At 71.8% G+C, this 19298-nt stretch carries 22 protein-coding genes; 15 read left to right on the plus strand and 7 right to left on the minus strand.

What is annotated here, in order from left to right:
- Nucleotides 1–90: 90 nt before the first annotated feature.
- The 3 genes from ACQF4J_RS37870 to ACQF4J_RS37880 all read left to right on the plus strand — a co-directional run bounded on the left by ACQF4J_RS37870 (nucleotide 91) and on the right by ACQF4J_RS37880 (nucleotide 3289).
- Nucleotides 91–876: a cyclase family protein gene (locus ACQF4J_RS37870; RefSeq protein ID WP_351564457.1), complete on the plus strand. Its 786-nt coding sequence runs from the start codon at nucleotides 91–93 to the stop codon at nucleotides 874–876.
- A complete protein-coding gene (locus ACQF4J_RS37875; RefSeq protein WP_427167786.1) occupies nucleotides 873–2513 on the plus strand; it encodes a thiamine pyrophosphate-binding protein in 1641 nt (546 codons plus the stop codon). The genes ACQF4J_RS37870 and ACQF4J_RS37875 overlap by 4 nt, the downstream gene beginning before the upstream one ends.
- Before the next feature lie 137 nt (nucleotides 2514–2650).
- Nucleotides 2651–3289 (plus strand): PadR family transcriptional regulator, encoded by a 639-nt coding sequence (locus tag ACQF4J_RS37880; protein WP_351564461.1) that lies wholly within the window; start codon nucleotides 2651–2653, stop codon nucleotides 3287–3289.
- 66 nt (nucleotides 3290–3355) lie between these two features.
- On the opposite strand, the gene ACQF4J_RS37885 is transcribed toward ACQF4J_RS37880, so the two are convergent.
- Both ACQF4J_RS37885 and ACQF4J_RS37890 read right to left on the minus strand, forming a co-directional pair.
- On the minus strand, nucleotides 3356–3784 hold the full coding sequence (locus tag ACQF4J_RS37885) for a type II toxin-antitoxin system Rv0910 family toxin (RefSeq protein WP_351564463.1): 429 nt from the start codon (nucleotides 3782–3784) through the stop codon (nucleotides 3356–3358).
- A 78-nt stretch (nucleotides 3785–3862) separates the two neighbouring features.
- Complete coding sequence (locus ACQF4J_RS37890; RefSeq protein ID WP_351564465.1) at nucleotides 3863–4084, minus strand: hypothetical protein; 222 nt, start codon at nucleotides 4082–4084, stop codon at nucleotides 3863–3865.
- Nucleotides 4085–4282: 198 nt separating this feature from the next.
- On the opposite strand from ACQF4J_RS37890, the gene ACQF4J_RS37895 reads away from it, so the two are divergent.
- From ACQF4J_RS37895 to ACQF4J_RS37905, 3 genes are all read left to right on the plus strand, one after another.
- Nucleotides 4283–4816: a Clp protease N-terminal domain-containing protein gene (locus tag ACQF4J_RS37895; RefSeq protein ID WP_351564467.1), complete on the plus strand. Its 534-nt coding sequence runs from the start codon at nucleotides 4283–4285 to the stop codon at nucleotides 4814–4816.
- 86 nt (nucleotides 4817–4902) lie between these two features.
- Nucleotides 4903–5916, plus strand: coding sequence for an EamA family transporter (locus ACQF4J_RS37900; protein ID WP_351564469.1), 1014 nt, complete (start codon nucleotides 4903–4905; stop codon nucleotides 5914–5916).
- A 188-nt stretch (nucleotides 5917–6104) separates the two neighbouring features.
- The gene (locus ACQF4J_RS37905) at nucleotides 6105–7025 is read left to right on the plus strand and encodes a DMT family transporter (RefSeq protein WP_427167787.1); all 921 of its coding nucleotides are present in this window, start codon (nucleotides 6105–6107) and stop codon (nucleotides 7023–7025) included.
- Between the two features lie 81 nt (nucleotides 7026–7106).
- Here the strand turns inward: ACQF4J_RS37905 and ACQF4J_RS37910 are convergent, their stop codons facing one another.
- Both ACQF4J_RS37910 and ACQF4J_RS37915 read right to left on the minus strand, forming a co-directional pair.
- Nucleotides 7107–7736, minus strand: a complete 630-nt coding sequence (locus tag ACQF4J_RS37910; protein WP_351804628.1) for an FMN-binding negative transcriptional regulator — start codon at nucleotides 7734–7736, stop codon at nucleotides 7107–7109.
- Entirely contained in the window at nucleotides 7736–8419 is a 684-nt protein-coding gene (locus ACQF4J_RS37915) for a pyridoxamine 5'-phosphate oxidase family protein (protein WP_200703941.1), read from the minus strand. The genes ACQF4J_RS37910 and ACQF4J_RS37915 overlap by 1 nt, the downstream gene beginning before the upstream one ends.
- A gap of 60 nt (nucleotides 8420–8479) precedes the next feature.
- On the opposite strand from ACQF4J_RS37915, the gene ACQF4J_RS37920 reads away from it, so the two are divergent.
- Nucleotides 8480–9811, plus strand: a complete 1332-nt coding sequence (locus ACQF4J_RS37920) for an aminotransferase class I/II-fold pyridoxal phosphate-dependent enzyme (protein ID WP_427167788.1) — start codon at nucleotides 8480–8482, stop codon at nucleotides 9809–9811.
- 106 nt (nucleotides 9812–9917) lie between these two features.
- On the opposite strand, the gene ACQF4J_RS37925 is transcribed toward ACQF4J_RS37920, so the two are convergent.
- Nucleotides 9918–10847, minus strand: a complete 930-nt coding sequence (locus ACQF4J_RS37925; protein WP_351804624.1) for a DMT family transporter — start codon at nucleotides 10845–10847, stop codon at nucleotides 9918–9920.
- 74 nt (nucleotides 10848–10921) lie between these two features.
- Between ACQF4J_RS37925 and ACQF4J_RS37930 the strand changes: the two genes are divergently transcribed.
- Nucleotides 10922–11839 carry a LysR family transcriptional regulator gene (locus tag ACQF4J_RS37930; protein ID WP_351564480.1) on the plus strand — a complete coding sequence of 306 codons (918 nt, stop codon included), beginning with the start codon at nucleotides 10922–10924 and terminating at the stop codon, nucleotides 11837–11839.
- On the opposite strand, the gene ACQF4J_RS37935 is transcribed toward ACQF4J_RS37930, so the two are convergent.
- On the minus strand, nucleotides 11836–12303 hold the full coding sequence (locus ACQF4J_RS37935) for a pyridoxamine 5'-phosphate oxidase family protein (RefSeq protein WP_058926642.1): 468 nt from the start codon (nucleotides 12301–12303) through the stop codon (nucleotides 11836–11838). The genes ACQF4J_RS37930 and ACQF4J_RS37935 overlap by 4 nt on opposite strands.
- A 145-nt stretch (nucleotides 12304–12448) precedes the next feature.
- On the opposite strand from ACQF4J_RS37935, the gene ACQF4J_RS37940 reads away from it, so the two are divergent.
- Nucleotides 12449–13105, plus strand: a complete 657-nt coding sequence (locus ACQF4J_RS37940; RefSeq protein WP_351564483.1) for a cysteine hydrolase — start codon at nucleotides 12449–12451, stop codon at nucleotides 13103–13105.
- Here the strand turns inward: ACQF4J_RS37940 and ACQF4J_RS37945 are convergent.
- Nucleotides 13092–13595: a Rieske (2Fe-2S) protein gene (locus ACQF4J_RS37945; RefSeq protein WP_351564485.1), complete on the minus strand. Its 504-nt coding sequence runs from the start codon at nucleotides 13593–13595 to the stop codon at nucleotides 13092–13094. The two genes, ACQF4J_RS37940 and ACQF4J_RS37945, sit on opposite strands and share 14 nt — an antisense overlap.
- Before the next feature lie 154 nt (nucleotides 13596–13749).
- Here ACQF4J_RS37945 and ACQF4J_RS37950 point away from each other — a divergent pair, with 154 nt between their 5' ends.
- From ACQF4J_RS37950 to ung, 6 genes are all read left to right on the plus strand, one after another.
- Nucleotides 13750–14514, plus strand: a complete 765-nt coding sequence (locus tag ACQF4J_RS37950) for a HipA family kinase (protein WP_427167789.1) — start codon at nucleotides 13750–13752, stop codon at nucleotides 14512–14514.
- Entirely contained in the window at nucleotides 14511–14960 is a 450-nt protein-coding gene (locus tag ACQF4J_RS37955; protein ID WP_351564489.1) for a DUF3037 domain-containing protein, read from the plus strand. The genes ACQF4J_RS37950 and ACQF4J_RS37955 overlap by 4 nt, the downstream gene beginning before the upstream one ends.
- Nucleotides 14961–15085: 125 nt before the next feature.
- Nucleotides 15086–15847 carry a 3-oxoacyl-ACP reductase FabG gene (gene fabG, locus ACQF4J_RS37960; RefSeq protein WP_058926647.1) on the plus strand — a complete coding sequence of 254 codons (762 nt, stop codon included), beginning with the start codon at nucleotides 15086–15088 and terminating at the stop codon, nucleotides 15845–15847.
- Nucleotides 15848–15861: 14 nt separating this feature from the next.
- Nucleotides 15862–16623 carry an SDR family oxidoreductase gene (locus ACQF4J_RS37965; protein WP_351564491.1) on the plus strand — a complete coding sequence of 254 codons (762 nt, stop codon included), beginning with the start codon at nucleotides 15862–15864 and terminating at the stop codon, nucleotides 16621–16623.
- Between the two features lie 213 nt (nucleotides 16624–16836).
- On the plus strand, nucleotides 16837–18420 hold the full coding sequence (locus ACQF4J_RS37970) for an ABC transporter substrate-binding protein (RefSeq protein ID WP_351564493.1): 1584 nt from the start codon (nucleotides 16837–16839) through the stop codon (nucleotides 18418–18420).
- A gap of 106 nt (nucleotides 18421–18526) precedes the next feature.
- Nucleotides 18527–19210 carry a uracil-DNA glycosylase gene (gene ung, locus ACQF4J_RS37975; protein WP_351804622.1) on the plus strand — a complete coding sequence of 228 codons (684 nt, stop codon included), beginning with the start codon at nucleotides 18527–18529 and terminating at the stop codon, nucleotides 19208–19210.
- Nucleotides 19211–19298: the final 88 nt, after the last annotated feature.

The raw sequence follows: 19298 nt of genomic DNA on the forward strand, positions 1-19298 counted from the left end.
TTTTCCGAGCGTGTGCCGCAAAGAACCGGTCATTGGCTGACACCCTGTACAGACAGGCGTTGACAGTTCAGCCCCGCCCAGGAGGCCGTCATGTCCCAGCCGTCCGTGCTCGCCGCCCTTCTCGCGGGGCTGCGCAACGGCGCCGTCGAAGTCGTCGACCTCACGTCGCCGCTCTCCTCGACCACGCCGGTGATCCAGCTGCCACCCCCCTTCGGCCAGACCCAGACCTTCGAACTGGAGGAGATCAGCCGCTACGACGACCGGGGACCGGCCTGGTACTGGAACAACTTCCGCAGCGGTGAGCACACCGGCACCCACTTCGACGCCCCCGTCCACTGGGTCACCGGCAAGGACCTGGCCGACGTGGCCTCCGTGCCCGCGAGCAGCCTGATCGCACCGGCCGCCGTACTCGACTTCTCCGAGCAGGCCGCCGAGGACCCCGACTTCCTCGTCGAGCTGGACCACATCAAGGCCTGGGAGGCCGCCAACGGACCACTTCCGGAAGGCGGTTGGCTGCTCGTGCGCACGGGGTGGGACGCGCGCTCGCACTCCCAGGAGGAGTTCCTCAACGCCGACGACAGCGGCCCGCACACGCCCGGCCTGTCACCGGAGTGCGCGCGCTGGGTCGCCGAGGAGTCCCCGGTGATCGGCCTCGGCACGGAGACCGTCGGCACGGACGCGGGCCGCGCCCACTCCTTCGACCCGCCGTTTCCCTGCCACTCCCACCTCCTCGGCGCCGGCAAGTACGGGCTGACCCAGCTGCAGAACCTCGCCGCCCTGCCCCCGACCGGCGCGCTCGTCGTCGCCGGGCCCCTGCCCATCGTGTCCGGCTCCGGCGCCCCCGCCCGGGTGCTCGCCCTGGTGGAGCGGTCGTGAAGGTCGCCGAAGCCGTCGGACGGGCGCTCGTCGCGGCCGGGGTCGACCACGTCTTCGGGGTCGTCGGCTCGGGCAACTTCCACCTGACCAACGCCATGGTGGCCGAGGGCGCCCGCTTCGTCGCCGCCCGGCACGAGGGCGGCGCGGCGACCATGGCCGACGCCTACGCCCGGACCAGCGGCAACCTCGCCGCGCTCAGCGTCCACCAGGGCCCCGGCCTGACCAACGCCCTCACCGGCATCACCGAGGCCGCCAAGAGCCGTACGCCGCTGCTGGTGCTGGCCGCGGAGGCGACCGCCCAGCGCTCCAACTTCCGGGTCGAGCAGGCCGTGCTGGCCCACTCCGTCGGTGCCGTCACCGCCCGCGTGACGACCGCGCACGACGCGGTCGACCAGGCCGGAGCCGCCCTGCGCCGAGCCCGGCACGAGCGCCGCACCGTGCTGCTCAACCTTCCCCTGGAGGTGCAGGCCCTGGACGTCCCCGACGGCGTCTCGCTCGATGCCGTCCCGCCGGCGGAACCCGAGCCGGTCGAACCGTCGCAGCGGGCGGTGGACGATCTCGTACGGGTCCTGGAGCGCGCCCGGCGCCCGGTCTTCGTGGCCGGCCGCGGTGCTCGCACCCCCGCCGCCCGGGACGCGCTGACCGCCCTCGCCGCGCGTCACGGCGCCCTGCTGGCGACCTCGGCGGTGGCTCGCGGCCTCTTCCGCGGCAGCCCCTGGTCGCTGGACGTCTCCGGCGGCTTCGCCTCACCCCTGGCCACCGAACTGATCCGGGGCGCCGACCTGATCGTGGGCTGGGGCTGCGCGCTGAACATGTGGACCATGCGGCACGGCACCCTCATCGGCCCCGACGCGGCCGTCGTCCAGGTCGACGACGATCCGCAGGCGCTCGGCGCGCACCGGGAGGTGGACCTCGGCGTCGTCGGGGACGTCGCGCGCACCGCACGGCGCGCCCACGCGGCCACTGGTGAGGGCCGCGCGGGCTACCGGACACCCGGTACCGCCGCCGCCCTCGCCGAGCGGGGGCGATGGCGGGACGTGCCCTACGAGGACGAGGGCACCCGGGAGCGGATCGACCCGAGGACGCTGAGCATCGCGCTCGACGAGATCCTGCCCGCCGAGCGGGTCGTCGGCGTGGACTCGGGCAACTTCATGGGCTACCCGAGCGCCTACCTCTCCGTCCCGGACGAGAACGGCTTCTGCTTCACCCAGGCCTTCCAGTCCATCGGTCTGGGCCTCGCGACCACGATCGGCGCGGCGCTCGCGCGGCCGGACCGGCTCCCCGTGGCCGCCCTGGGAGACGGCGGTGCGCTGATGAGCGCCGTGGAGCTGGACACGGTGCGGCGGCTCGGGCTGCCGATGGTGGTCGTCGTCTACAACGACGAGGCCTACGGGGCCGAGGTGCACCACTTCGGCCCGGACGGGTTCCCGCTGGACACGGTCACCTTCCCCGAGACCGACATCGCCGCCGTGGCGCGCGGCTACGGCTTCGATGCGGTGACCGTGCGCACTCCCGCCGACCTGAAGGCGGTCGCGGACTGGGTCGCCGGACCCCGCTCTGCCCCCCTGCTCGTCGACGCGAAGGTCACCCGCGAGCACGGAGCCTGGTGGCTGGAGGAGGCGTTCCGGGGCCATTGACCTGGGCCTACCGACCCAGGGCCGCCGGCTCCACCACCGCGACAGACCCCTGTCCCCGGCAGGGCCTTGTCATCCGAACTGTTCCGATATATCGTTGACGCATCGCGACAGATCAACGATGGAATGGAGTGATTGCGATGCGTTCCCATGGATTCGAACGTGGACACGGTGGACCGGGCTCTCGTGGCCGGGGTGGTTTCGAGGGCCGGCGTGGTGCCTTCGGTCCCTTCGGGCCGGGTGGCCCCGGGGGCCCGGGTGGTCCGGGCTTCGGTTTCGGCGGACCCGGCTTCGGCCCGGGCCCCTGGGGGCCGCGAGGGCGCGGCGGACCGAGGGGGAGGGCGCGGCGCGGCGACGTACGGGCATCGATCCTCGCCCTGCTCAAGGACCGCCCGATGCACGGCTACGAGATGATCCAGGAGATCGCCGAGCGCAGCGGCGGGGCGTGGAAGCCCAGTCCCGGCTCGGTGTACCCCACCCTCCAGCTGCTGGAGGACGAGGGCCTGATCGCCAGCGCGAGCGAGGGCGGCAAGAAGCTCTTCTCGCTCACCGAGTCCGGCCGCGCCGCGGCCGACGAGGGCCCGGACGCGCCCTGGGAGGAAGCCTCCCGCGGTATCGACTTCGAGGCGCTCGGTGAGATCCGCCAGGCCGGCTTCGGCCTGATGGAGGCCTTCGGCCAGGTCTGGAAGACCGGCACCAAGGAGCAGCGCGAGAAGGCGCTGGCCGTCATCAACGAGGCCCGCAAGAAGCTGTACCTGATCCTCGCCGACGAGGACTGAGGGTCGTACGGCGACAAAGGCGCCCCGCGGAGCACTCCGCGGGGCGCCTTCCTGTGTCCGCAGCGGTCAGGACACCAGCCCGGCGAGCTTGCGCAGCGACTCGTTGAGGGCGGCCGTACCCGAGTCCTTCAGCCTCCCCGCCATCAGCGTGACCGCGGCGCCCGTGAACTCGCCGTCGATACGCACCTTCGTGGCGTCGCCGTCGGGGGTCAGGGTGTAGCGCGTGGCCACGTTCACGGCCATCGGGCCCTTGCCGGTGATGGCGAGGACCCGGGCCGGCTCCAGTTCCGAGATGGTCCACTCGACCTCGGCCGGGAATCCCATCAGCTTCATGTTCTCCTGGAAGGTCCCGCCCACTTCCAGGGAGGTCGGGCCGCCCTTCGGGAAGCTGGTGTGGGTGGCGTTCCACTCGCCGTAGGCGGGCCAGTCCGTGAGCTGTGCCCAGACCTTCTCGGCCGGCGCCTCGATCCGTGCCTCCGCGCTGATTTCCGGCATGCGACCACCTCTTCGTGTCGGGCTGTGGTGTCGCGGAAAGTAACCGCACGGATCGCAACATTCAATACTGATGAACCGTCAGGAATTGTGGAGGGTGGCCCCCTTCAGGGGCCGGCCCACCCGGCGGATCACCGCCGCGTCGAACACGTCCCACGCGCGCGGAAAGGCACTCTCGTCGTGGCAGTGCCAGGCATCCCAGAACAGGTCGGCGGGCAGCGCGTCGTCCGGGGCGTACACCCGGTACACGTACTGCTTGCCGTCGACGGCCGGCAGGGCGACCAGCCAGCTCCTGCGCTCCATGCACCTGTTGGACGTGAGAGCGTGCACTCCGGTTGCGTGCCGGGCGCGCGGCGAGAACGTACGCGCCCTTCGGGGCGACTCGGCCTGATCTCATCCGTAAGGAGGAGATTCCGGCGCCCCGGGTCCACTCTGTGTGGGACGCCGAAATGCTTCCCGTCGGGGATGACCGGAGGCGGAGAGGCTGATGGGGTAGGGGGTGTGCAACCCCGTATCCCCCGGCAGCAGGTCGGCGAGCAGTCCGCCGGGCCGCGCCCGGACAACGATGCCAGGCTCAGTGCCGAGCTGGCCGCGGTCGTCACCGGTGCCCGCCGTCGGGCGCTGCGCGACGGGGACCGGCAGATCGACACGGCCCACCTGCTGCACTCGCTGCTGGAGTACGACCCCGAGGCACGCGCCGTCTTCGGCGACGGCCCCGGCATCGCCCGGCTGCTCGGGTACCTGGTGCAGCGCAGCATCGGCTACGGGCTGCGCTGGCAGGGCTCGGTCGAGGACTCCGGCGCCGTCCCCGTGGTGACGGCGGCGGAAGGGATGTCGCCGCTGGCCGCGGGCGCCATGGAGTACGCCCGCGAGCGCGCCGCCGCCCGGGGTGACGGCGCCGCGCTCGGTGTCGACCTGCTGGCCGCGCTCGTCGTCGATCGGCAGGCCCGCGCCATGGAGGTCCTGGACCGCGCAGGGATCGACAGCCACGAGATCCTCGCCCGCGTCGAGCAGTTGCCCGCAGAGTCCCGGTGACGTCCGGCCTCCGCGAGCCGGCCGCGCGTCCAGCCGGTGAGACAGGTGTCAACGGGGGTGACGCTCATGTCGTCGCCTGTCATCATGTGCCGGTGCACAGGTCTGAGAGCAGTCGAGGCGGCCACGGCAAGGGAGCCGGGCTCGGGCTGGCGTTGGCATCCGCCGTCGCCTTCGGCGGGTCGGGTGTCGCGGCCAAGCCGCTGATCGAGGCCGGACTCGACCCGCTGCACGTGGTCTGGCTGCGGGTGGCCGGCGCGGCCCTGGTGATGCTGCCGGTCGCCGTGCGCCACCGGGCCCTGCTGCGCCGCCGTCCCGTCCTGCTCGCCGGCTTCGGCCTGCTGGCGGTGGCCGGTGTGCAGGCCTGCTACTTCGCCGCCCTCTCGCGCATCCCCGTCGGGGTCGCGCTGCTGGTCGAGTACCTCGCGCCCGGGCTCGTGCTGGGCTGGGTGCGGTTCGTTCAGCGACGCCCGGTGACCCGCGCCGCCGCGCTCGGCGTGGTCCTCGCGGTCGGCGGCCTGGCCTGCGTCGTCGAGATCTGGGCGGGCCTGGGCTTCGACGCCCTGGGCCTGCTGCTCGCGCTCGGCGCCGCCGGCTGTCAGGTCGGCTACTTCGTCCTGTCCGACCAGGGCAGCGACGCGGGCGAGGACGCGCCGGACCCGCTCGGCGTCATCGCGTACGGCCTGCTGATCGGCGCACTCGTGCTGACCGCCGTGGCCCGCCCGTGGACCATGGACTGGACGGTGCTCACCGGCTCCGCCCGCATGGACGGCGATCCGGTCCCCGCCGCTCTGCTGCTGGCCTGGATCGTCCTCGTCGCCACCGTCCTGGCCTACGTGACCGGTGTGCTGTCGGTACGGCGTCTCTCCCCGCAGGTCGCGGGCGTCGTGGCCTGTCTCGAAGCGGTCATCGCCACCGTCCTGGCCTGGGTCCTGCTCGGCGAGCACCTCTCCGCACCGCAGATCGTCGGCGGCGCGGTCGTCCTGGTGGGCGCGTTCATCGCCCAGTCGTCGACGCCGGCCAAGGGCACGGGCGCGCCGGTGGCCGGCGGGCGGGCCGCCGGTGCGGAAAGTGGGTTGCCTGCCCGCGAGAGCGCAGCCTAGGGTCCGGTCCGTGCGTTCGATCACTCACGTCATCGCCTCTCCGCCCGCCGTCTGAGGCGGGCTTCCGGCAACCGCGCCCGGCACGGTCCGGGCGCTGACGGTGCTGCCCGCGGACGAAGTCCGTTCATTCGTCGACTTCCGTGTGGCCGTCGCCTGCGGGCCGCCGTCACGCGGCTGCGGAGCAAATCGTGTCGAACGCTGTTTCCGGCCTGCCCGTGGGGCGAGGCCTTGGCTGTCTCATCGTCGCCGGTGCCGTCTGGGGCACCGCGGGTGCGGCCGCGTCGCTGATCCGAAGAACCAGCGACCTGGGACCCGTCGCCCTGTCCTTCTGGCGCTGCGCCGCCGGGCTCCTGCTGCTGCTCGCGGTCCGCGCGCTGCGCCGTACGCCCGGTCCGGCCGACCGGGACCCGCTCGGCCGCCGGATCGTGCGGGGCGCCGCGACCGGGCTGGGGCTCGCCGTGTTCCAGGCGGCCTATTTCGCCGCCGTCTCCGCCACCGGGCTGGCGGTGGCCACCGTCGTCACCCTGGGCACCGGCCCCGTTCTGGTCGCGCTCGCCGCGCGGCTGGTCCTGGCGGAGCGGCTCGGACGCGGTGGCGCGGTCGCGGTCGCCGGAGCGCTGCTCGGGCTGGCCGTCGTCGTCCTCGGGGGAGCGGGGGCGACGGTACGGCCGTGGGGTGTGCTGCTCGCCGTGCTGTCCGCCGCCGGTCAGTGCGCGATGACGCTGCTCGCCCGTCGGGAAGGGGTGACGGACGCCTCGGCGGCGGCCGTGGCCACCTTCGCGGGCGCGTCCCTGTGGCTGCTGCCGCTCGCCCTGACCGCGGGACTGCTGCCGCGGATCGCCCAACCGGGGCCGTTCCTGCTGCTGTTCGCGTACCTCGCGACCGTGCCCACGGCTCTCGCGTACACCCTCTATTTCGCCGGTGCCGCCGTCGTGCGGTCGGCCACCGTCGCCGTGGTCATGCTGCTGGAGCCGGTCGGCGCGACCGTCCTCGGCTTCGCTCTGCTCGATGAGCGGCTGACCGTGGTCACCGTGGCCGGCATCGGGCTGATGCTCGCCTCCGTCGCGGGCCTGGCGCGCGCGGAGACGCGGGCGTCACCGCACGGATGAGCCGGAGAGGGACCCTCCCCCGTGAGGTCCCTCTCCTCAGTGATCTGCGTCGGCGCGGCGGTTCGTGTCACACCCCGCGTGTCACACCCCGCGCCGGCGCAGCAGATGCTCGCGCGCGGCGGCGTCCCGCGGGCCGCCCCGCTCGGCCAGCCCGGCCAGGACCCGCTCCTGCACCTCGGGCTTGCGGCCCGCGTACTTGAACTTCGCCCGTACGTCGACGACTTCGAGCCGCAGCCCGCGCAGCCCGGAGAGCATCCTGCCGTACGGCACCCGGCCCACCGCCACCTGCGCCGAGCCGCCCTCCGGCTGGAAGTGCCCGAGCTGACGGTCGAGCAGTGCGGCCTTCTCGGCGGGATCGTCCACCACATGGGCGCGGCAACGGAGTTGTACGGCCGCGTAGTAGCTCGTCGGCGTGCCGTGCTCGGCCGGCTCGCCCGGCGCGACCTGCCAGTATCCGGGCGCGTAGACGTAGTCGTCGACCACGCTCAGCAGCACCTCGGGGCAGGCCTCAAGGGCGGGCCACAGCGGGTTCGGCCGGGCGAGATGGGTGAGGACCTCGGCGCGCTCGGCGTCGTAGACGAAGTGCAGCGGCTGGACGTACGGCGCCTCGCCCGGCGGGCCGCTCACGGCGAGCTGCCCGAAGTCGTGCACGGCGAGCCACCGTTGCCACTCGGTGTCGTCGTGGGCCGCGTCCCAGGGGTGGATGAGCATCAGGGCACCGCCAGGTAGTCGGGGAGGCCGATGCCGGGGGTCAGGTCGCCGTCGGCGACGGGGGTCTCGTAGCCCTTGCGCAGCGGGACGACGCCGGCCCAGTGGGGGAGGGACAGGTCCTCGGGCTCGTCGTTCACACCGCCGGTGCGGAGCTTGGCGGAGACCTCGTCCAGGTCGAGCCGGATCACGGCGGTCGCGGCCAGCTCCTTCTTGTTGGCGGGCCGGGAGTCCGCCGCCCGTCCGGGCACGACGTGGTCGACCAGCGCGTCCAGTGCCGCCCGCTTCTCCTCGGGGTCGGTCACGTCGTGGGCGATCCCGTGCACCACCACCGACCGGTAGTTGATCGAGTGGTGGAAGGCGGACCGGGCCAGGATCAGCGCGTCCACGTGCGTGACCGTCAGACACACCGGCAGCCCCGGGTCGGCCTGCCCGGTCATCCGCAGCGGGCGCGACCCGGTCGAGCCGTGCACGTACAGCCGGTCGCCGACCCGGCCGTACAGGGTTGGCAGCACCACCGGCGCCCCGTCCCGCACGAAGCCCAGATGGCAGACGTACCCCTCGTCGAGTATCGCGTGCACCAGCTCCTTGTCGTACGACGCCCGTTCCGCGGAACGGGTGGGGACGGTGCGGTCGGTCGGCGTGTAGGCGGTGGCCTGCGATGTCGGCTGGGCGGTCCCCTGCATGGCGTTCTCCGTGGTTCCTCGGCTTGCGAAGCGATATTGCACTAGTGCATAATCTGGTTTGTGCTAGGAGGATATCGGATCGAAGGTCGGGGCGCAGCAGGGATCGCGGCGAGCGTCGAGCGCGCGGTGGGCTCGGGCGAGCTGGAGCCGGGTCAACTGCTGCCGCCGATGCGGGAGTTGGCGGTCGAGCTGGGAGTGAACCCCAATACGGTCGCGGCCGCCTACCGGATCCTGCGTGAGCGCGGGGTGATCGAGACCGCCGGGCGCCGGGGCAGCCGGGTGCGGTCCAAACCGGCCACGACGGGCCGTGAGTACGTGGGGTTGGACGTGCCCGAGGGGGTGCGGGACGTCGCGAACGGCAACCCGGACCCGGCGCTGCTGCCACCGCTGGGCAAGGCCTTCGCGGCGGCGGCCGAACAGCACGACCGGCGGCCCGTGCTGTACGGGGACGCTCTGGTAGACCCGGAGCTGGCTCGGATCGCGCGGGCCCGGCTCGACGCCGACGGCGTGCCGGAAGGTCCGCTCGCCGTGCTCTCCGGCTCGCTGGACGCCATCGAGCGGGTCCTCGCGGCCCACCTCAAGCCGGGCGACACCGTCGCCGTGGAGGACCCGGGCTGGGGCAGCCTCCTCGACCTGGTCCCCGCCCTCGGCCTGCGCACGGCCCCGGTCGGCGTCGACGACGAGGGGCCGCGCCCCGCCGACGTCCGGCGCGCCCTCGACGCCGGCGCCCGCGCGCTCGTCGTCACGGACCGCGCCCAGAACCCGACCGGCGCCGCGGTGACCGCCACGCGTGCGCGTGCCCTGCGCGCCGTCCTGCGCGACCACCCGGAGATCGTCCTGATCGAGGACGACCACGGCCACGGCATCGTCGACCTCCCCCTCCACCCCCTCGCCGGCGTCACCCGCCACTGGGCCTTCGTGCGCTCGGTGGCCAAGGCCTACGGCCCCGACCTCCGGCTGGCCGTCCTCACCGGCGACGCCACCACGGTCGACCGGGTCACGGGCCGCCATCGCCTGGGCCCCGGCTGGGTCAGCCGCATCGCCCAGCGCGCCGTGGTCGGCCTGTGGAGCGACGACACATTCGACACCGGGGCCGTGGCGGCGGCGTACCGCGAACGCCGTGACCTGCTGATCGAGGCGCTGGCGGACCGGGGTGTCGAGGCCCACGGCCGCAGCGGCATGAACGTCTGGATCCCCGTCCCCGACGAGACGGGGGCCGTAGCCCGCCTCCTGCACGCGGGCTGGGCGGTGGCCCCGGGCGCCCGCTTCCGCCTGAACGCCCCACCCGGCATCCGCGTCACGGTGTCGACCCTGGCCCCGGAAGAGGTCCCCCCACTGGCAGACGCGGTGGTGAGGGCAGTGAACCCATCACCCACGCGGAACTTCGTATAGAGGGTGACCGCCACCCCCAGGGGCGCGAGGAACTGCGCGACCAGCCCCATCGAACCCGCAGCCGCCGACGCTCCCCGCACCCAACCCCCTCACGCGCCCGCCCCCCTCACCGCCCCTTCCCCCGCACCTGCGTCAGCGCCGCCCCGGCCAGCACGATCACGGCCCCCACGGGCGTGGACCAGCTCAACGACTCCCCGAGAATCGCCACACCCGCCCCCGTGGCGATGACCGGAATGAAGTACGTGACCATCTGTGCCGTCGTCGGCCCGACCTCGGCGACCAGCCCGTACTGGATGAGAACGGCCAACCCCGTGCCCAACGCCCCCAATGCGGCGACCGCGAGCAACGGCACCACGTCCACACGGCTCGGAAACGCCGTGAACAGCGGCGTGACAATCGCGAGTTGCACCGTAGCCAGCAGCAACTGCGCCCCGGTCAGCGACAGATGCGAATACCCGGACCCGGCCAGCGTGCGACGGACGTAGATCCATCCGACCGGATAGCTCAGCGAGGCCAGCAGGGCCATCGCGGTCCCCCTGCCGTCCAGCCCGTGGAACCCCTGCCAGGCGCCCAGGACCGTCAGCACCCCCAGGAACCCGATCCCCAGCCCCGCGACCCGCACCCGGGACGGCCGGTCCTCGGACAGCGCGACGAGGGACAGCACCATGCCCCACAGCGGCGAGGTCGCGTTGCAGATCCCCGCGAGCGTGGACGGGATCGTCAGCTCGGAGTACGCGAACAGCGAGAACGGCAGCGCGTTCAGCAGGAACGCGGCCACCGCCAGATGCCCCCACGTCCGCAGCCCGCGGGGCAGCCCCGCCCGCTTCACCGCCATCGCCAGCGCGAGCACCGCCGTCCCGAACACCAGCCGACCCAGCGTGACCTGGAACGGCGCGTACCCGTCCGTACCGACCTTGATCAGCAGAAAGCTGAAGCCCCAGATCAGGGACAGGGCGCCGAAGCGCAGACGCCAGTCGAGGGCGGGGCGGCGGACGGGGGCGGGTGCGGAGGTCCGGGGCGTGGTCACGGTCGTCATGACCGTAACCATGCGGCACGGTGATCTCGTAGCACAAGCGACATCTTCTCCAGGTATCTCGTAGCATCACTTACATGTTGAACCTGGAGCGCCTGCGCACCCTCGACGCCCTCGCCCGGCACGGCTCGGTCAGTGGTGCGGCCGAGGGCCTGCACGTGACGACGTCGGCGGTCTCGCAGCAACTGTCCAAGCTGGAACGGGAAGTGGGCCAGCAGCTCGTCGCCAAGAACGGCCGGGGCGTGCGGCTCACCGACGCCGGCCGGCTGCTCGCGGAGCACGCGGCGCGCATCCTCTCCCAGGTCGAGCTCGCCCAGTCCGACCTGGAGGCACACCGCGGGGAGGTGGTCGGCGAACTCCGCCTCGCCGCGTTCCCGACCGCCGCGCGCGGTCTGTTCCCGGTCGCGCTGTCACAGCTGCGCAAGGCACACCCGGGCCTGCGCACCACCTCGCGCGAGATGGAGCCCGAGCCGGCCGTGCTCGCCGTGATGCGCGGCGACTTCGATCTCGCCGTCGTCCTGGACTGGTACAACAGGCCGCTGCCCATGCCGGAGGGGCTGGTCAAGGCCGTCATCCTCGACGACACCGCCGACGTGGCCATGCCCGCCGACCATCGGCACGCGGACCGCGTCGAGGTGGACCTGGAGGACTTCGCCGACGACGACTGGGTCACCTGGAACGAGAACGAGTTCTGCCACGAGTGGCTGATCCACACCCTGCGCTCCAAGGGCATCGAACCGCGCGTCGCCCACCGCGCCGAGGAGCACCCCACCCAACTCGCCCTCGTCGGGGCGGGATTGGGCGTGTGCGTGGCGCCGAGGCTGGGCCGCGGCCCGGTGCCGGAGGGCGTACGCACCGTGCCCGTACGGCAGTCGGTGCGGCGCCAGATCTACGCCGTCTGGCGCGCGGACGCCGACCGCCGCCCGTCGATCCGGGCGGCGGTGGAGGCGCTGCAGGAGGCCGGCCGGACCGTGGGCCGGGACGGCAGGTCCTAGGCGGGACCCAGCTTGCGGAAGTCCCAGGAGACGATCTTGTCCGGGGTCAGCCGCACCCAGGCGTGCCGGCCGTCGTGCGGCATCTCCTCCAGGCCGAAGTTCTTGCGGGCGAACAGCGTCTCGGGGACGTCGAGTTCGGCGCACAGTTCGCCGGTGCGCGGGAACTCGCCCACGAACTCGACCGATCCGGACAGCTCGACGCCGCGCAGCTCCTCGTACTCCTCACCCGTGTCCACCACGATCGCGACGCGCGGGTCGCGGCGCAGGTCGGTCCACCGCTTGCTGCGCACGACGGAGTACAGCCACAACGACGTCCCGTCCCAGGCGAACCACAGGGTGCTGACGTGCGGAGCACCGTCCTTCGACACGGTGGCGACCCGACAGGTGCGCTGGCTCACGAGGAACTCGTCCAGCTCGCCGGGCGTCATCATGATCTTCCGGCCCCGACGCTGAGTGACGGTCATGTGTCCCCCTCTTCTCTCACGTCGTGTCAGAGGAACTCGGATGATCCTCTGACATCACGTCAGAAAAGGATGGGTCGTCTTCCGTCCTCGCGCAATGGTGGTTACTCTCACGCCCGCTGGGGACCGCAGGCGACCAGGGGGAACCGTGCCGTCGTACGACAAGCTCCGTGAGCTCCTCGACCCCGCCACGACCGTGCTGCTCACCGTGGAGTGCCAGCAGGGCGTCGTCGGCCCGGACAGCGCCCTGCCCGAACTCGCCCGTGAGGCACGCTCGTCCGGCGTCCTGGCCAACATCGCACGGCTGGTCGCCGCCGCCCACGACAGCGGTGTCCAGGTCCTGCACGCCGTCGCCGAGCGGCGCCCGGACGGCCGCGGCGCCAACCGCAACGCCCGCCTCTTCCGGGCCGCCGAGCGCCTCCCCGTCCGGCAGCTGTCCGGAACCACGGCGGTCCGGGTGGCCGCCCCGATCGAGGTGGCCGAGGAGGACCTCGTCGTACGACGGCTCCACGGACTGTCCCCGATCCAGGGCACCGACGTCGACGCGCTGCTGCGCAACCTGGGCTGCCGCACCCTCGTCGTCACCGGCGTCTCGGCCAACGTGGCCGTCCCCAACGCCGTCTTCGACGCGGTCAACCGCGGCTACACCGTCGTGGTGCCGTCCGACGCCATCGCGGGGGTGCCCTCCGACTACACCCCCGCGATGATCCGTCACACCCTCGCGCTCGTCGCCACGGTCGCGACCACGGACGAGGTGCTGGGCTGTCTGCGACGGCCCCGGGACGCCCGGGTCAGGCCAGCGTGATCGAGTCCCCGCTCACCGTCACGTTCTCGGCCGTCAGCCCCTTGGTCGCCGGGCCCTTCTTCACGCTGCCGTCCTCGACCGAGAACTGACTGCCGTGGCACGGGCAGACGATGACGCCGTTCGCGATGCTGCTCACGGCGCACCCCGCGTGCGGGCACTTGGTGGAGAAGGCCTTGAAGGTGCCCGAGGCCGGCTGGGTGACCACCACGGCCTTGTCCTTGAAGATCTTGCCGCCGCCCTCGGGGATGTCGGCCGTCTTCGCCAGGGCCGTGCCGCCGCCCGAGCCGGTGGAGGCGCTCGCGCCGGTGTCCCCGGTGGTGCCGCCGGTCGTGTTCGCGCCGGCCTGGGTGTTCGAGCCGGACGAGGCGGAGTCGTCGTCGGAGGAGCCGCACGCGGTCAGCGCGACGGCGAGGCCGGCCGCGCCGACCGCCGCCACGACGGTCCGGCGGCCGGGCGCCGCGGTGGGGGGAAGCGATTCGCTGGTCGTCATGCCGACGTCCCTTCATAGCAAGCTTCGTAGATCTGGACAGGGGTACGGCCTGGAGCCGTTGGTTGTTCAGACGATGTCGAGATCTAAACGCGTTCGAGTTCAGGGCGGGGTAAACCTGAGCTGTCGGTTCGCTGTCGGCCAGTAACCTGGGGCGATGCTCAAGGAAGTCATCGCGACCCGCTACATCACGCCCCTGCGTGAGGGCGGCTCGCTGCCGGGGCTCGTCGAGGCGGACGACTTCGGGACGTACGTCATGAAGTTCACCGGCGCCGGACAGGGCCGCAAGACCCTGGTCGCCGAGGTCGTCTGCGGCGAACTCGCCCGCCGGCTGGGCTTCCGGATGCCCCGCCTGGTGACGCTGGACCTCGACCCGGTGGTGGGTCTCGGCGAACCGGACCAGCAGGTGCAGGAGCTGCTGAGGTCCAGCGGGGGCACCAACCTCGGCATGGACTTCCTCCCGGGCGCCCTCGGCTTCGACCCGCTCGCCTTCTTGGTCAGCCCCGAGGAGGCCGGGCGGGTCCTCTGGTTCGACGCGCTGATCAACAACGTCGACCGCTCCTGGCGCAACCCCAACCTGCTGATGTGGCGCGGCGAGCTGTGGCTCATCGACCACGGCGCCACCATGATCTGGCACCACAACTGGCCCGGCGCCGAGGCCTCCGCCGCCCGCCCCTACGACGCCCGTGACCACGCCCTGAAGCCCTTCGCGCCGGACGTCGCCCGGGCGGCCGCCGAGCTGGCCCCGCAGGTCACCGAGGGCCTCCTGGCCGAGGTCACCGCCGAGGTCCCGGACGTCTGGCTGACCGGCGAACCCGGCTTCGACACGCCGGACGACCTCAGGCGCGCCTACGCCCGGCCGCTGCTGGCCCGGGCCGCCTCCGTCCACGAGCGCATCACGGGAATCGAGGGAAGCAAGTGAGCGAGCGCCACGTCCACATGGCCGGCGCCGTGGTCGAGCGGCACATCATCCGGGGCAGCGAGGCCAACGAGCGGGACGTCTTCGAGTACGCCCTGCTGCGGGTGGTGCCCCGCGCCGAGCGCGGCGAGTGCATCAACGCCGGCGTCCTGCTGTACTGCCGCGCCAAGGCCTACGTCGGCGCCCGCACCCACCTCGACGAGGCGCGGCTGCTCGCCCTCGACCCGCAGGCCGACGTGGCCGGGATCCGGGCGGCGCTCGGCGCCGTCGAGCGGGTCTGCGGCGGGGGAGAGGCGGCCGGACAGGCCGCCGGCGAGGACGCCGGACGGCGCTTTCGGTGGCTCGTCGCGCCGCGCTCCACGGTCGTCCGGCCCGGACCGGTGCACACTGGCCTCACCGCCGATCCGGCGGCCGAGACGGAGCGCCTGCTCGACCTGCTGGTGAGGTAATCGATCACACCGGGCTCGTGTGACGTTGACACCGAGTGTCAGGGCTTCTAGCGTCACGTGCGACGAAGGTACTAAGCGGTCGCTCACCGCGCCGCAGGTTCTCTCGAGGGCGAGGAGAAGCAGCAATGTCCACCACTGAGCAGCGGGTAGCCGTGGTCACCGGCGGAGCACGCGGCATCGGGGCCGCCACCGCCGTACGACTGGCCGCCGAGGGCCGCGCGGTCGCCGTGATCGACCTCGACGAGGGTGCCTGCAAGGACACCGTCGAGAAGATCACCGCGGCCGGCGGCAAGGCCATCGCGGTCGGCTGCGACGTCTCCGACGAGGCGCAGGTCGAGGCCGCCGTCGCCCGCATCGCCGAGGAACTCGGCGCGCCGACGATCCTGGTCAACAACGCGGGCGTGCTGCGCGACAACCTGCTGTTCAAGATGAGCGTCTCCGACTGGGACACCGTCATGAACGTCCATCTGCGCGGCGCCTTCCTGATGTCGAAGGCCTGCCAGAAGCACATGGTCGACGCGGGCTTCGGCCGCATCGTCAACCTGTCCTCCTCCTCGGCGCTCGGCAACCGCGGCCAGGTCAACTACTCGGCCGCCAAGGCCGGTCTGCAGGGCTTCACCAAGACCCTCGCCAAGGAGCTCGGCAAGTTCGGCGTCACCGCCAACGCCGTCGCCCCCGGCTTCATCGCCACCGAGATGACCAAGGCCACCGCCGACCGCGTCGGCATGGGCTTCGAGGACTTCAAGGCCGCCGCGGCCACCCAGATCCCCGTCGCCCGGGTGGGCGAGCCGGACGACATCGCCAACGCCATCGCCTTCTTCACCGGCGAGGCGGCCGGATTCGTCTCCGGCCAGGTGCTGTACGTCGCCGGCGGACCGCTCGACTAGGAGAACTCCCAGCCATGACTGAACTCCCCGCACTCTCCGGCAAGGTCGCCCTGGTCACGGGCGCCAGCCGCGGCATCGGCTACGGCGTCGCCGAGGCGCTCGTCGCCCGTGGCGACCGCGTGGCCATCACCGGCCGCAACGAGGACGCCCTGAAGGAGGCCGTCGACCAGCTCGGCGCCGAGCGCGTCATCGGCATCGCCGGCAAGGCGCACGACCTGGACCACCAGGCCGAGGCCGTCGAGCGCACCATGGAGGCCTTCGGCCGCGTCGACTTCCTGGTCAACAACGCCGGCACCAACCCGGTGTTCGGCCCGATCGCCGACCTCGACCTGAACGTGGCGCGCAAGGTCTTCGAGACCAACGTGATCTCCGCGCTCGGCTTCGCGCAGAAGACCTGGCACGCCTGGCAGAAGGACAACGGCGGCGCCATCGTCAACATCGCCTCCGTCGCGGGCCTCGCGCCCTCGCCCTTCATCGCCGCCTACGGCGTCAGCAAGGCCGCGCTGATCAACCTGACCCAGCAGCTGGCACACGAGTTCGCGCCCAAGGTGCGGGTCAACGCCATCGCCCCGGCCGTCGTCAAGACCAAGTTCGCCCAGGCCCTGTACGAGGGCCGGGAGGCCGAGGCCGCCGCCGCCTACCCGCTGGCCCGGCTCGGCGTGCCGTCCGACATCGGCGGCGCCGCGGCGTTCCTCACCTCCGAGCAGTCCGGCTGGGTCACCGGCCAGACGCTCGTGGTCGACGGAGGCATCTTCCTGAACGCCGGAGTGGGCTGACGCCACCCGCCCGGAAGGGTAACGATCGGGTACCCGAGGGCGCTGTTTCCTTGACGGAAACGGCGCCCTCGTCGTCGTACAGGAGGGGCACGGCCCGATGACAACGTCGTCATAAACGAGCTGATCAAGCCCCTTGTACGAGGCGGGTTCAACCTCGGTTGCCCTGCGGTATGGTCTGCCGACCCTTGGTACGGCAGATCGAGGAGCGAGCGCGTGTTCAACCGGAAGCGACGCCTGCGTCAGGTGGCGGCAATCGCGTCCATATCGAGCCTGGTGACCGGCTGCGGTGTGCTGTCCTCGGACTCCTCCGACAGCGAGGGGCCGATCACCGTCGGCACCACCAGCGCCCCCAGCACACTGGATCCGGCCGCCTCCTGGGACCAGTCCTGGGAACTGTTCCGAAACATTTACCAAACGCTGCTGAGTTACCCCTCGGGCGCGACCACTCCGCAGCCCGACGCAGCGGACAACTGCCGCTTCGCGGACAGTTCGAACAGAACGTACAGATGCGAGCTGCGCTCCGGACTGAAGTTCTCCGACGGACACAAGCTCGACGCCGCGGCGGTCAAGTACTCGATCGACCGCATCAGGAAGATCAACCTCAACGGCGGTCCCGCGGGACTGCTCGGCAGCCTCGACCGGGTCCAGGTGCTCGGCGACAGCGAGGTCGTCTTCCACCTCAACAAGCCGGACGCCACCTTCCCGTTCGTGCTCGCCACGCCCGCCATGTCCATCGTCGACCCGGAGGAGTACCCGGCCTCCTCCCTGCGCAAGGACGACAAGGTCTACGGCTCGGGGCCGTACACCCTGCGCTCCTACCAGGACGGCAAGCGGGCCGAACTGGCCAGGAACGACAGCTACAAGGGCGTCGCCGACCGCAAGAACAACGCCGTGACCATCCGTTACTACCGCGAGTCGGCCCCCATGGTCGCGGACCTCAAGAAGGGCACCCTCGACGTCGCCTTCCGCGGCCTGGACGCCGACGACATCGTCGGCCTGCAGAAGCACAACACGGACGGCAGCCTGCAGCTCATCGAGGGCGCCGGCATCGAGATCAACTACCTGGTGTTCAACCCGAAGGACCCCTGGGCCGGGAAGGCCGCGGTGCGCAAGGCCGTCGCCCAGGTCGTCGACCGCGGCGCCATCGCGCACAAGGTCTACAAGGACACCGTCGAGCCGCTGTACTCCATGGTCCCCAAGGGCCTGACCGGTCACACGACCGACTTCTTCGACGACTTCGGCAGCCCCAGCGCGGCAAAGGCCCGCAAGATCCTCACCGACGCCGGCATCACCCAGCGCGTCCCGCTGACCCTCTGGTACACCAGCGACCGCTACGGCTCCCAGACCAAGCCGGAGTTCGCCGAGATCAAGCGCCAGCTGGAGGACTCCGGCCTGTTCACGGTCACCCTCAAGAGCCGCCCCTGGAAGACGTACGTCACCGGCTACCAGAAGGGCGAGTACCCGGTGTTCGGGCGCGGCTGGTTCCCCGACTTCCCGGACCCCGACAACTTCATCGCGCCCTTCGTGGGCAAGCAGAACGCGCTCGGCACCCCCTATCCGGCGCCCGAGATCACCGGTGTGCTGCTGCCCCGCTCGCGCAGTGTCAGCGACCGCGCCAACGTCGTCTCGGACTTCGAGCAGGCCCAGCAGATCCTCGTCCGCGACGCCCGGCTGCTGCCGCTGTGGCAGGGCAAGCAGTTCGTGGCCGCCAGCGACGACATCTCCGGCGCGGAGCAGGCGCTGGACCCGTCGACGATCATGATGATGGGCGAGCTGTCCCGCAAGACCAGCTGGTAGCGGGCCCGGTTCACGGAGCGGAAGACCGTTGTCAGTGGTCGCCTGTAGGTTCTGAGAACTGGAAGTGACCGCACACCGTTCCACCGCACATCGTGAGGAAGTTGACGTGACCGACATCGCCATGCTGCCCGAGTCCTGGCGCGGGGTTCTGGGCGACGAACTGCAGCAGCCCTACTTCAAGGAGCTGACGGAGTTCGTCGAGGAGGAGCGGGCGAAGGGCCCCGTCTACCCGCCGCGCGAGGAGGTCTTCGCCGCGCTGGACGCGACCCCGTACGACAAGGTGAAGGTCCTGATCCTCGGCCAGGACCCCTACCACGGCGAGGGCCAGGGGCACGGCCTGTGCTTCTCGGTCCGCCCCGGTGTGAAGATCCCGCCCTCCCTGCGCAACATCTACAAGGAGATGCACGAGGAACTCGGCACCCCCGTGCCGGACAACGGCTATCTGATGCCGTGGGCCGAGCAGGGCGTCCTGCTGCTGAACGCGGTGCTCACGGTCCGCTCCGGCGAGGCCAACTCGCACAAGGGCAAGGGCTGGGAGAAGTTCACCGACGCGGTGATCCGCGCGGTCGCCGAGCGGCCCGACCCGGCGGTCTTCGTGCTGTGGGGCAACTACGCGCAGAAGAAGCTCCCGCTGATCGACGAGACACGGCACGTGGTCGTCAAGGGCGCGCACCCCTCGCCGCTGTCCGCGAAGAAGTTCTTCGGCTCCCGTCCGTTCACGCAGATCAACGAGGCGGTGGCACGGCAGGGCCACGAGCCGATCGACTGGACGGTCCCGAACCTGGGCTGAGCCCCGCCGGGCCGGTTCCGCGGGGGACCGGCCCGGTGCCGCCTGACCGGGAATGCCGGTCGCTGCGGTTAGCGTCGGTGAGCAGTAG

Origin of the sequence: Streptomyces sp. C1-1 (assembly GCF_050214755.1) — a bacterium.
In the GTDB taxonomy this organism is placed as follows: Bacteria; Actinomycetota; Actinomycetes; order Streptomycetales; family Streptomycetaceae; genus Streptomyces.